The organism is Polaromonas sp., assembly GCF_039930745.1.
In the GTDB taxonomy this organism is placed as follows: Bacteria; Pseudomonadota; Gammaproteobacteria; order Burkholderiales; family Burkholderiaceae_C; genus Polaromonas.
Genome location: NZ_JBDTTH010000035.1, coordinates 1 through 11,922, shown reverse-complemented (window position 1 = coordinate 11,922; position 11,922 = coordinate 1). Strand labels below are relative to the sequence as shown.

The window sequence follows — 11,922 nt, the reverse complement described above, 5'->3', positions numbered from 1 at the left end:
TGAAAAGTGGCCTCAGCCCTTATTCAATGGGCGCGATAAGCTATCAAAAAGAGAGCGGTTTTGATGCCAAACACCGTCATGAGCAGCGATCCCAACACATGCAGCGCGGCGGTGCCCAGCGCCAGGCCGTAGCGTTCTTCCATCAGGAATACCACCACTTCTGCTGAAAATGAAGAGAAGGTGGTGAGCCCGCCCAGGAAGCCGGTCACCAGCATCAGGCGCCAGACCGGGTCCAGATGCGGCATGGACTGGAAGGCGGCAATACACACGCCTATGAGGTAGCCGCCGATCAGGTTGGCAGCCAGCGTGCCCCAGGGAATGACGCCGCCGGGCGTGAGCCACAGGGCCAGGCCCCAGCGCGCCAGGGCGCCCGCAGAGGCACCCAGGCAGATGGCGAAAACCGAATAGATCAGTGGTGGCATAAGGGCTAGCGATTCATCTGCTGCGGCAGCCAGGTCACGATGCCGGGAACCGCATAAATAAGAGCAATGGCACCGCACATCAGCGCAAACATCGGCAGGGTGACTTTGGCAATCCATGGCAGTTCCTTGCCGGTCATGCCCTGCAATACAAACAGGTTGAAGCCGACGGGCGGCGTGATCTGCGCCATCTCGACCACCAGGACCACAAAGATTCCGAACCAGATCGGGTCGATGCCGGCTTTCTGGATGGTAGGCATCAGCACGCCCATGGTCAACACCACCATGGAAATGCCGTCGAGGAAGCAGCCGAGCAGGATGAAGAAGAAGGTCAGCGCCAGGATCAGCTGTCCCTGGCTCAGGCCCAGCGAGCCTATCCACTCGGCCAGGTGGCGCGGCAGGCCGATATAACCCATGGAGAGCGTCAAGAACGCCGCGCCAGCGAGGATCAGCGCAATCATGCAGTAGAGCCGGGTGGCGCCCATCAAGGCGTCGCGGAACGTGGCCCAGCTCATGGACCCCTGCATGGTGGAAATCAACAAGGCACCCACCACACCAATTGCCGCCGCTTCAGTGGCCGTGGCAAGGCCGGTGTAGATCGAGCCCAGCACCGAGAGGATCAGCAGCACGACGGGAATCAGTGCGCGCGAGGCGGAGAGTTTTTGTAGCAGGGTGAATTTCTCGTCCCGCGGCGGAATCTGGCCCGGGTTGCGCAGGGCCCAGACCATGATGTAGCCCGAAAACAGCAGCGCCAGCAGCAGGCCAGGAAACACGCCGGCAATGAAGAGTTTGGCAATCGACACCTCGGCTGCCACGCCATACACAATCATGATGATGGAGGGCGGGATCAGCAGGCCCAGCGTGCTGGCGCCCGCGAGCGTACCCACGATCATGTGCTCGGGGTAGCCACGGCGCTTCAGCTCGGGCAGGGTCATCTTGCCGATGGTGGCGCAGGTGGCCGCGCTGGAACCCGACACCGCCGCGAAAATCGTGCAGCCCACCACGTTGGTGTGCAGCAGGCGGCCGGGCAGGGCCTGCATCCAGGGCGCCAGGCCCTTGAACATGTCCTGCGAGAGGCGGGTGCGAAACAGGATCTCACCCATCCAGATGAATAGCGGCAATGCGGTCAGGGTCCAGCTGGAGGCCGAGCCCCAGATGGTCACGGCCATGGCATCGCCAGCCACGCGCGAAGTGAACAGCTGCATGCCTATCCATGCCACGCCCGACAAGGTCAGGCCGATCCAGACGCCAGTGCCAAGAATAAAAAACAGAGACAGCACCAGCAGTGCCATGATTCCAAGATCGCTCATGGGGTCCTTGGGTCCTTATTCGTTGCGCAGGGCTTCGCTGCTCGCCACAGGCGCAAGGCGGCGACCCATGATTTCGAGCACCAGTTCATCGAGGAAGGCGATCAGCAGAATAAGCGCTCCGAAGGCCATGGCCAGCTGCGGCAACCACAGCGGCGTCGCGTCGCTTCCGGTGGAGATGTCATTGAACACCCGCGACTGCCACGCCAGCTTGCAGCTGTATACCGCAAACAGCAGGGCCAGCAGGGTGGCAACGGCCAGTGCCCAGATTTCCATGGCTTTTTTGGCACGGCCCTTGAGTGCATTGACCAGCAGCGTGACGCGGATGTGCTCGCCGCGCTTGAGGGTGTGGGCCAGTGCCAGGAAGCCGCTGGCCGCCATCAGGTAGCCGGCATAGGCGTCGGTGCCCGGCACATGAAAATGCAGCTGGCGGCTCACAATGGACAGCAGCACCATGACCAGCAGGCCTACCAAAAAAAGCGCCGCCACGGCGGCGGCGCTGTTGTAAAGGCCGTCTAGCAGCTTGCGCATGCCGGCGTTTACTTGCGGAAGGTGTCAACAATCGCCTGGCCTTCGGGGCCGGCCTTGTCGATCCATTCCTTGAGCATGGTGTCGCCGACTTTTTTCAGGTCGGCCTTGAGCGCGGCCGATGGCGGCAGCACCTGCATGCCGTTGGCCTTGAGGGTCTCCAGCGTCTTGGTATTGACGCCGCGGCTGGCTGTCCAGCCACGGGTTTCTGCGTCTGCTGCAGCCTTGAGCACCGCCTGTTTGGTTGGAGCGTCCAGCGCGTCAAAGGCCGCCTTGTTGACGATGACGGCGTTCTTGGGCAACCAGGCCTGGGTGTCGTAGTAATACTTGAGGTGCTCGTACAGCTTGCTGTCCACACCGGTGGCGCCCGAGGTCATGGTGGACTCCACCACGCCGGTAGCCAGCGCCTGCGAGAACTCGGCCGCCTGCACCGTTACAGGCTGGGCGCCGACCAGCTCGGCGATGCGTGAGGTGGAGGGGCTGTAGGCGCGCCATTTGATGCCTTTGAGGTCGGCGGCAGAGTTGATCGGTTTCTTGGAGTAAATGCCTTGAGGAGGCCACGCCACGGCGTACAGCAATTGAAGCCCTTGTTCGGCCAGCTTCTTTTCGAGCGCGGGCTTTTGCGCGCTGTACAGCTTCATGGAGCTGTCGTAGCTGTCCGCTAGGAAGGGCAGGCCGTCGGTACCGAAAATCTGCCATTCGTTCTGGAAGTTGGCCAGCAGGATCTCGCCGGCCTGCGCCTGGCCGCCCTGCACGGCGCGCTTGATTTCGGGTGCCTTGAACAGCGAGGCGTTGGCGTGGACGGTGATTTTCAGCTTGCCGCCACTGGCCTTGTCGACATCGTTGGCGAACTGCACCAGGTTTTCGCTGTGAAAGTTGGTGGCAGGGTAGGCGGCCGGCAAATCCCATTTGGTTTGGGCAAAGGCGGCAGTGCCGACGCTCAAAACGGCGGCGATCAGTGCGAGTTTGAATTTCATGGCAGCTCCTGGACAATGGTGATGATAAGTATGGATAGGATAGACGCAAATCCCGCGCCAGATCACCCGGGCATACCCCAAAATCCTGACAAGCCCTCCGGGGTACCCCACCATGAACCTCCGCTTTGTTGAAGCTTTTTACTGGGTGGCCACGCTCAAAAGCATTTCGCGGGCCGCGGAAAAGCTGTACCTGACGCAGTCCGCGATGTCCAGCCGCATCGCCACGCTGGAAGACGAACTGGGCGTGTTGCTGCTGGACCGGCGCGACAAACAGTTCAAGCTGACGGGCGCAGGTTCGCGCTTTTTGCAGTACGCAGAAAAGCTGCTGGAACTGCAGCGCGAGGTCAAGCAGGAGATGGGCTCGGGCCAGCCCATGGCGGTGTCGATGCGTATAGGCGCCATCGAATCGGTGCTGCATTCCTGGCTGATCCCGTGGCTGGAAAAACTGCGGGCCGACTATCCCGGCCTGGAGCTGGAGCTGACCGTGGAAACCACGCCCATCCTGATTGACCAGATGCAGCGCGGCACGCTGGACCTGGTGTTTGCGGTGCTACCTGCCTCGGCCGAAGGCGTGCGAAACCATGCGCTTCCGACCATGGAGATGGTGTTTGTCGGCCACCCGGACCTGCACAAGAAAAGAAATTACCGGCTTGACGAGCTGGCCGGCATGGAATTGCTGACCTTCCAGAAGGGCTCGCAACCGCATGTCACCCTGCTGGACCTGTTCAGGATGCACCGCATGGAGCCCAAAAAGGTGCACGCCATTTCATCGATTTCGGCCATGGTGCAACTGGTCCAGGGCGGCTTCGGTGTGGCCCTGCTACCGCGTGCAGCGGTCGAGCGGCTCACCGGTTTTGCCCGCCTGAAGCCATTGACCTGCGACGCGAAATTGCAGTCTTTGCCCATCCACGCCAGCTACCGCACAGACCCCAGTTCGAAGACGGTGGAAACAGTTGTGCAGTCGGCGCTTGCCTTTGCCGGCAACCGGAAAAGCGCACCAAAAGGGCGTCAAAAAGCCTCGTAAAGGTAAACCCTTATCATCGAAAAATTCGATGACGTAAGCAAAAAATTTTGAATTTGCTGAAGGTTGCCGACACTCACACAATTCGCCCATCGTCATGAAAGTGACATACGCAAACGGGGAATTTTCTGGTGAGCACATCGACTGAATCGGTACTCTCGGTTTTCGGCGCAGGCGGCATCAACAATTCCGCGCACGTTCGCAGCGTCATCCGTCAGGGCCGCTGGGCTTCGCAGACGAGCGGCTTGGCCAACGGCCATGTGCAGGGCAATGTGGTCATTCTTCCGGCCGCTGAAGCCGGGGACTTTCTGCGCTATTGCCAGCGCAATCCGAAACCCTGTCCGGTGCTGGCCGTTTCCGAGCCTGGCCACGCGGAACTTCCTTCACTTGGCACCGATATCGACATTTGCACCGACCTGCCGCGCTACCGCGTGTGGCGCCATGGTGAATTGGTCGATGAGCCTACGGACATCAGTGCGCTGTGGCGCAAGGACATGGTGACCTTTGTGCTGGGCTGCTCATTTTCTTTCGAGCAGGCCTTGCAGGAAGCGGGTTTGCGCATCAGGCATATCGATCAGGGCAGGAATGTGCCGATGTACCGCACGACTACCGCTACCGAACCGGCAGGGCCCTTTCACGGCCCCATGGTCGTCACCATGCGGCCCTTCAAGGCGGCGGATGCAATCCGCGCTGTTCAGATCACCTCGCGTTTTCCCGACGTGCATGGCGCGCCGGTGCACATCGGGGATCCCGCGCAGATTGGAATTGCGGATCTTTCCAAGCCCGACTATGGCGATGCTGTCGAGGTGCTGCCGGATGAAATACCGGTCTTCTGGGCCTGTGGCGTGACGCCTCAGGCGGCCATCATGCAGGCGCGTCCGGAGTTCTGCATCACCCACGCGCCGGGCGCGATGCTGATCACTGATTTGTTGAACCACCACCTGGCCATTCTTTGAGGCCCCATTTTTAACTGGAGATCATGATGAAAAAACTGCTTGTTTCCCTGGCCGCCCTGGCCACTGTCAGTGCCTCCTGGGCCCAGACCAAATGGGACCTTCCCACCGGCTACAGTGCCAACAGCTTCCAGACGCAGAATGTGCAGCAGTTCGCCAACGAGGTAGACCAGCTCACCGGCGGCAGGCTCAAGATCACGCTGCATCCCGGTGGCTCGCTGTACAAGGCCAATGAGATCAAGCGCGCGGTGCAAACCGGGCAGGTGCAGGCGGCAGAGTTCATCCTTTCCGGCGCAGCCAACGAGAACCCGCTGTTCGGCATTGACTCCATTCCCTTCCTGGCCACCAGCTATGGCGATGCCAAACGCCTCTACACGGCGGCCAAACCCGCGCAGGACAAGCTGCTGGCTTCCCAGGGCGTCAAGGTTCTGTTTACCGTGCCCTGGCCCGGTCAGTCGCTGTATTCGCTCAAACCCATCAGCACGCCCGCTGACTTTGCCGGCACCAAGATGCGTGCCTACAACCCCGCCACCACGCGGATTGCGCAACTGCTCAAGGCGCAGCCGGTGACCATCCAGCTCGCCGAACTCGGTCAGGCCCTGGCAACCGGCGGTGTGCAGAACTTCCTGACTTCCAGCGCCAGCGGCGTGGAGAGCAAGCTGCATGAGCAGGTCAAATACTTCTATCCGGTCAGCGCCTGGTTGCCGCGCAATGCCACGGTGGTCAGCCAGAAAGCGTTTGACGCGCTGGACAAGCCGGCACAGGACGCGCTGCTCAAAGCTGCCGCTGCCGCTGAAGAGCGCGGTTGGGCGACCAGCGAGAAGCTCGACGGCGAATACATCAAGGAGCTGGGCGCCAAAGGCATGACCATCAGCGCGCCTTCGGACGGCGTCAAGAAGGAACTCGCCGCTATCGGCGAGACCATGACGTCCGAGTGGCTCAAGACGGCCGGTGCCGAAGGTCAGGCCGTGATCGACGCTTACCGCAAGAAGTAAGCCTCTCCCCCGCGGCGAGCAGGCCTGCGCGACGCAGGTCTGCGGGCAGAAGCCCGCCGCTTTCTCTTCATTCTCTCCCTTTTTTTTGATCGATGCAGGAGCACGTGATGGGCAAACTCGTCCAGAATTTTTACAAACTGCTGATGGGTTTGTCCTGCATGGCCATGCTGGCGGCCTTTGGCACTGTCATGCTGGGTGTTCTGGCGCGCGAGGCGAACTGGGACATTCCCGGTCTCGACGCGTACGCCGGTTACGCCATTGCGGCGGCCCTGTTCCTTGCCTTGCCCGGCACGCTCAAGCACGGCGACCACATCCGTGTGACCCTGCTGCTTGATCGCGTTTCGCCCAGGGTACGCGGCATTCTTGAATGGTGGTCCCTGGGCGCCGGGCTGGCCTTGACGGCTTACGTGGCCTGGTATGCGGTGCGGCTGGTCTGGGTGTCGTACAGCACGCACGACATCTCACCGGCCGCAGACGCCTCGCCCCTGTGGATTCCACAGCTTGCCATGGCGCTGGGCTGTATCGGCTTTGCGCTGTCTTTTGTACAAGCCCTGGTCGAACGCCGGCGCGGCGGCAGCTTTATTGCTGTCTCCGGCGAAGCCGCCCACATCGAATAAGCCCTCGAAAGAAAAAAATGGACGTCGTCATCGCCTTCGGGCTGATTGTGCTGCTCTTCGTGGCGCTGGGCTCTGGCCTGTGGATAGGCCTGTCGCTGCTCGCTGTGGCCTTGCTCGGCATGGAGCTGTTGACCGCTCGCCCAGCTGGCGACAGCATGGCGCTGACCATCTGGGGCTCCACCTCCAGCTGGACCCTGACCGCGCTGCCGCTTTTTCTGTGGATGGGCGAAATTCTTTTTCGCAGCAAGCTGTCTGACAGCATGTTCAAGGGGCTGGCACCCTGGCTGGACCGCTTGCCAGGCCGGTTGCTGCACGTCAATGTGGTGGGTTGCACCATCTTCGCCGCCATTTCGGGCTCGTCGGCAGCCACCTGCGCGACCATCGGCAAGATCACCCTGCCCGAGCTCAAGAAGCGCGGCTACCCCGACGACATTTCTGTCGGGACTTTGGCCGGCGCAGGCACGCTGGGCCTGTTGATTCCGCCATCCATCATCATGATCGTGTATGGCGTGGCAGCCAACGTGTCTATCGCCAAGCTGTTTCTGGCTGGTGTGATTCCTGGCCTGATGCTGGCTGCGCTGTTCATGGGCTACATCATGGTCTGGGCCCTGCTCAACAAAGACAAGGTGCCGGTGGCTGATGCGGCCATGAGTTTCAGCCAGAAAATTTACGCCTCCCGCCACCTGATTCCGGTGATCTCGCTGATCGTGGTGGTGCTGGGTGGCATTTACAGCGGCATTGCGACGGCCACCGAGGCGGCCGCGCTAGGCGTGGCGGGTTCGCTCGTGCTGGCTGTCATTGAACGCTCACTGACCTGGGACAAGTTCAAGGAAGGGCTGGTTGCCGCCTGCCGCATCTATTGCATGATCGGCCTGATCCTGGCCGGCGCGGCCTTTCTGACCCTGTCCATGGGTTTCATCGGCCTGCCGCGGCACCTGGCCGAGTTCATAAGCGCCTTGCACCTCTCGCCTTTCATGCTGATGCTGGGACTGATCGGCTTCTTCATTGTCCTGGGCTGCTTCCTCGACGGCATATCGGTTGTCGTGCTGACCATTGCCGTGCTGTTGCCCACGGTGGAAGCCGCCGGGTTTGACCTGATCTGGTTCGGCGTCTTCATCGTGCTGGTGGTCGAGATGGCGCAGATCACGCCGCCCGTGGGCTTCAACCTTTTTGTCATCCAGGGCCTGACAAGGCGTGAAGTGACGTGGATCGCGCGCACGGCTTTGCCGCTGTTCCTTCTCATGATTGTTGCGGTGCTGGTCACTTACTTCGTTCCCGACGTGGTGCTGTGGCTGCCGCGTCACATGTAGTCCAACAACAAGAAGTCACCGCTTCTTTTCAGGAGTTCCCATGAGCAAGCTTTTGATCACCGCCTTGTGCGCGGTTTCGCTGGGTCACGCCTCCACCGTGATGGCCCAGACCACTTGGAAGCTGGCGACGGGCTATAGAGTCGAATCCTTCCACACGCAGAACATCATGCAGTTCTCGCGCGACATCGAGCAGGCAACGGCCGGCCAGCTGAAGATTGAGGTGCATCCCAACAACACGCTGGTCAAGCTGGGCGAGATCAGCCAGGCGGTGCAACAAGGCAAGGCCGAGGCCGGCGAGACCATCATGACCAGCATGGTCAAGGACATCCCGATAGCGGGCGCTGATTCGATTCCTTTTGTGGTTGGCTCCTACAAGGACGCCGAGCGCATGTGGAAACTGCAGCGGCCGGGCATCGAAAAGCATTTTGCCCAGCGCGGCCTCAAGCTGTTGTATGCCGTGCCCTGGCCACCGCAGGGCCTGCATTCGAGCAAGCCGGTGCGGGGGCTAGCCGATTTCAAGGGCACACAAATGCGTACCTACAACTCGACGACCTTGCGCATTGCCGAAATGCTGGGTGCCAAACCGGTGGATGTCGCCATGGTGGATGTGGGCAAGGCGCTGGCCGAAGGACGCATGGACAACATGATCACGTCAGCGCTGACCGGTGTTGAAAACAAGGTCTGGGGTCCGATCAAGTACTACTACGAGATCAATGCCTGGTTTCCCAAGAACGTGGTGTTTGTGAGCAGCAAGGCCTTTGGGGCGCTCCAACCTGCAACGCGTAACATGGTCATGAAAGCGGCAGCGGACGCCGAAACCCGCGGATGGCTGGCCAGCCAGGCACTGGCAGGCAGCGCCACCGAAGAGCTGCGCCAGAACGGCATCAAGATCGAACGCATTCCCGCGGAGCTGGAAGTGGAGATCAAGCGCATGGGCGAGAAGTTCTCGCGCGAATGGGTACGATCCGTGGGTAACGAAGCCAATGATATTTTTGTGCCGTATTACATCCAGCAATAGGCGAGCGCCGGACCTTGTTTTTGACTGCACTGTGCAAAAGGCACTTTGCTTGCCATCACGTCGCAGGTCACGGGGGCCGTGCCTGCTGCTCAAGTTAACTATCAGATAAAAAACCATGCAAGACAATATTTCCAAACCGGGCGGTGATCGTTGGCAGTTCTGGATAGACCGGGGCGGCACTTTCACCGATATCGTGGCGAAGAAACCGGATGGTTCGCTGGTCACGCACAAGCTGTTGTCCGAGAACCCCGAGCAGTACCGCGACGCAGCGGTTGCCGGCATACGTCACCTGCTGGGCCTGAAAGCCGTCGAGCCGATTCGCGCTGATCAGGTGGACTGCGTGAAGATGGGCACCACGGTCGCGACCAACGCGCTGCTCGAACGCAAGGGCGAGCCGACCCTGCTGGTAACCACGCGTGGCTTTCGCGACGCACTGCGCATTGCCTACCAGAACCGGCCGCGCCTGTTTGACCGCCACATCGTGCTGCCCGAATTGCTTTACAGCGCCGTGGTCGAAGCCCAGGAGCGAGTTGGCGCCCAGGGCGAGGTGTTGCAGGCGCTGGATGAAGTGCTATTAAAACAGGAGCTACTTGTCCAATATCAGCAAGGGCTGCGCAGTGTTTCTATTGTTTTTATGCATGGCTACCGCTATACCGACCATGAAAAGGCGGCGAAGCGGATTGCGCAGGAAGTGGGTTTCACGCAGATCAGCACCTCGCATGAAACCAGCCCGATGATGAAGTTCGTCAGCCGTGGCGACACCACGGTGGTTGATGCCTATCTGTCGCCCATCCTGCGCCGTTATGTGGAGCAGGTGGCGGGTGAGATGCCCGGCGTCAAGCTGTTTTTCATGCAGTCTTCGGGTGGGCTGACCGACGCGCATGTGTTCCAGGGCAAGGATGCGATTCTGAGCGGGCCGGCCGGCGGCATTGTCGGCATGGCACGCACCGCCGCGATTGCCGGCATCGAAAAAGTCATTGGCTTCGACATGGGAGGCACCTCCACCGACGTCTCGCATTACGCCGGTGAATTCGAGCGCGAGTTTGAAACCCAGGTGGCCGGTGTGCGCATGCGCGCCCCCATGATGAGCATTCACACCGTGGCGGCAGGTGGCGGCTCCATCCTCAAGTTCGACGGCGAGCGTTTTCGCGTCGGGCCGCAAAGCGCCGGCGCCAACCCCGGCCCGGCCAGTTACCGCCGCGGCGGGCCGCTGGCCGTGACCGATGCCAATGTGATGGTCGGCAAGGTGCAGCCGCGCTATTTCCCCAAGGTGTTTGGCCCCGGCGCCGACGAGGCTCTGAGCTACGAGGTGGTGCAGCAGAAGTTCAACGAACTGGCCGGCGAAACCGGGCGCAGCGCTGAAGTGGTGGCCGAAGGTTTCATCAACATCGCGGTGCAGCAGATGGCCAATGCCATCAAGAAAATCTCGGTGGCGCGCGGCTATGACGTCACGCGCTACACCCTGCAGTGTTTCGGCGGCGCCGGCGGCCAGCATGCCTGCCTGGTGGCCGATGCGCTGGGCATGACCAAGGTGTTTGTCCATCCGCTGGCGGGTGTGCTGTCGGCCTACGGCATGGGCCTGGCGGACCAGAACGTGATCCGCGAGCAGGCGGTCGAACTCAAACTGTCGGAAGCGGCCTTGCCCGAGATTGCGGCCAAGCTCGATGGCCTGGCCGGCGCGGCCGAGGGCGAGTTGCAGAGGCAGCAGGTCAGCACCGGCACCATCACGACGCACCGGCGCGTGCATGTGCGTTACGAAGGCAGCGACGCCGCGCTGATCGTGCCTTTCGGCAGCCTTGCGAAAATTGAAGCCGGTTTTGAAACCGCTTACCGCCAGCGTTTTTCCTTCCTCATGCAGGGCAAGGGACTGATTGTTGAAGCGGTATCGGTGGAGGCGGTGGTGGCGGGCGACGCGCCGGCCGAGCCGCGCCATGCGACGCACGAGCCGCGCGAGGTGCCGCGCCGTGAAACCGTACGCATGTATTCGGGCGGCCAGTGGCACGACGCTGCGCTGGTGGTGCGTGAGGACCTGCAGCCGGGCGACATCATCAGCGGCCCGGCCATCATTGCCGAGAAAAATGCGACCACGGTGGTGGAACCCGGCTGGGAAGCCGCGCTGACGGCGCTGGACCACCTGGTGCTGGACCGGCGTGCTGCCCGTGCCGTCAAGTTTGCGGCCGGCACCACGGTGGACCCGGTGTTGCTGGAGGTCTTCAACAACCTCTTCATGAACATTGCCGAGCAGATGGGCCTGCAGCTGCAGAACACCGCCTATTCGGTCAACATCAAGGAGCGGCTGGACTTCAGCTGCGCGTTGTTCGACACAGCCGGCAACCTGATTGCCAACGCGCCGCACATGCCAGTGCACCTGGGCTCCATGGGCGAAAGCATCAAGACGGTGATTCGGGAGAACACCGGCAAGATGCAGCCGGGCGATGTGTATGTGCTCAACGACCCCTACCACGGTGGTACGCATCTTCCCGACATCACGGTGATCACGCCGGTCTATCTGGGCACCGGCGAGACCCCGACCTTTTACGTGGGTTCGCGCGGTCACCACGCCGACGTGGGCGGTACCACGCCGGGCTCCATGCCGCCGTTTTCCACACGCATCGAGGAAGAGGGCGTGCAGATCAACAACGTCAAGCTGGTCGAGCGCGGCGTGCTTCGCGAAGCCGAGATGGTGGCGCTGCTGAAAAGTGGCGAATATCCGTCGAGGAACCCGCAGCAGAACATGGCCGACCTGAAAGCGCAGATTGCCGCCAATGAAAAAGGCG

At 61.3% G+C, this 11,922-nt stretch carries 11 protein-coding genes; 7 read left to right on the top strand and 4 right to left on the bottom strand.

The genetic code is table 11. From position 1 onward, the window contains the following. Positions 1–23: 23 nt before the first annotated feature. The 4 genes from crcB to ABI660_RS12390 are packed head-to-tail and all read right to left on the bottom strand — an operon-like array spanning position 24 to position 3,231. A complete protein-coding gene (crcB, locus tag ABI660_RS12405) occupies positions 24–410 on the bottom strand; it encodes a fluoride efflux transporter CrcB (RefSeq protein WP_348068456.1) in 387 nt (128 codons plus the stop codon). 17 nt (positions 411–427) lie between these two features. Next, entirely contained in the window at positions 428–1,729 is a 1,302-nt protein-coding gene (locus ABI660_RS12400) for a TRAP transporter large permease subunit (RefSeq protein ID WP_348068396.1), read from the bottom strand. Positions 1,730–1,744: 15 nt separating this feature from the next. After that, complete coding sequence (locus ABI660_RS12395; protein WP_348068394.1) at positions 1,745–2,257, bottom strand: TRAP transporter small permease; 513 nt, start codon at positions 2,255–2,257, stop codon at positions 1,745–1,747. 8 nt (positions 2,258–2,265) lie between these two features. Further along, positions 2,266–3,231: a TRAP transporter substrate-binding protein gene (locus ABI660_RS12390; protein WP_348068392.1), complete on the bottom strand. Its 966-nt coding sequence runs from the start codon at positions 3,229–3,231 to the stop codon at positions 2,266–2,268. Between the two features lie 112 nt (positions 3,232–3,343). Here ABI660_RS12390 and ABI660_RS12385 point away from each other — a divergent pair, with 112 nt between their 5' ends. From ABI660_RS12385 to ABI660_RS12355, 7 genes are all read left to right on the top strand, one after another. Next, complete coding sequence (locus ABI660_RS12385; protein ID WP_348068390.1) at positions 3,344–4,255, top strand: LysR family transcriptional regulator; 912 nt, start codon at positions 3,344–3,346, stop codon at positions 4,253–4,255. 176 nt (positions 4,256–4,431) lie between these two features. Continuing rightward, positions 4,432–5,208 (top strand): putative hydro-lyase, encoded by a 777-nt coding sequence (locus tag ABI660_RS12380; protein ID WP_348068454.1) that lies wholly within the window; start codon positions 4,432–4,434, stop codon positions 5,206–5,208. A gap of 26 nt (positions 5,209–5,234) precedes the next feature. Beyond that, positions 5,235–6,200 (top strand): TRAP transporter substrate-binding protein, encoded by a 966-nt coding sequence (locus ABI660_RS12375; RefSeq protein WP_348068388.1) that lies wholly within the window; start codon positions 5,235–5,237, stop codon positions 6,198–6,200. Between the two features lie 107 nt (positions 6,201–6,307). Continuing rightward, a complete protein-coding gene (locus ABI660_RS12370; protein WP_348068386.1) occupies positions 6,308–6,817 on the top strand; it encodes a TRAP transporter small permease in 510 nt (169 codons plus the stop codon). Positions 6,818–6,834: 17 nt separating this feature from the next. Further along, a complete protein-coding gene (locus ABI660_RS12365; protein WP_348068384.1) occupies positions 6,835–8,127 on the top strand; it encodes a TRAP transporter large permease subunit in 1,293 nt (430 codons plus the stop codon). Positions 8,128–8,167: 40 nt separating this feature from the next. Then, the gene (locus tag ABI660_RS12360; RefSeq protein ID WP_348068382.1) at positions 8,168–9,145 is read left to right on the top strand and encodes a TRAP transporter substrate-binding protein; all 978 of its coding nucleotides are present in this window, start codon (positions 8,168–8,170) and stop codon (positions 9,143–9,145) included. A 115-nt stretch (positions 9,146–9,260) separates the two neighbouring features. Next, the coding region (locus tag ABI660_RS12355) for a hydantoinase/oxoprolinase family protein (RefSeq protein WP_348068380.1) at positions 9,261–11,922 on the top strand (2,662 nt) is incomplete at its 3' end.

Excerpts from the sequence above, each read along its gene's own strand:
- ABI660_RS12400 (WP_348068396.1), bottom strand. The coding sequence starts at position 1,729 with ATGAGCGATCTTGGAATCATGGCACTGCTGGTGCTGTCTCTGTTTTTT.
- ABI660_RS12395 (WP_348068394.1), bottom strand. The coding sequence starts at position 2,257 with ATGCGCAAGCTGCTAGACGGCCTTTACAACAGCGCCGCCGCCGTGGCG.
- ABI660_RS12390 (WP_348068392.1), bottom strand. The coding sequence starts at position 3,231 with ATGAAATTCAAACTCGCACTGATCGCCGCCGTTTTGAGCGTCGGCACT.
- ABI660_RS12385 (WP_348068390.1), top strand. The coding sequence starts at position 3,344 with ATGAACCTCCGCTTTGTTGAAGCTTTTTACTGGGTGGCCACGCTCAAA.
- ABI660_RS12375 (WP_348068388.1), top strand. The coding sequence starts at position 5,235 with ATGAAAAAACTGCTTGTTTCCCTGGCCGCCCTGGCCACTGTCAGTGCC.
- ABI660_RS12370 (WP_348068386.1), top strand. The coding sequence starts at position 6,308 with ATGGGCAAACTCGTCCAGAATTTTTACAAACTGCTGATGGGTTTGTCC.
- ABI660_RS12365 (WP_348068384.1), top strand. The coding sequence starts at position 6,835 with ATGGACGTCGTCATCGCCTTCGGGCTGATTGTGCTGCTCTTCGTGGCG.
- ABI660_RS12360 (WP_348068382.1), top strand. The coding sequence starts at position 8,168 with ATGAGCAAGCTTTTGATCACCGCCTTGTGCGCGGTTTCGCTGGGTCAC.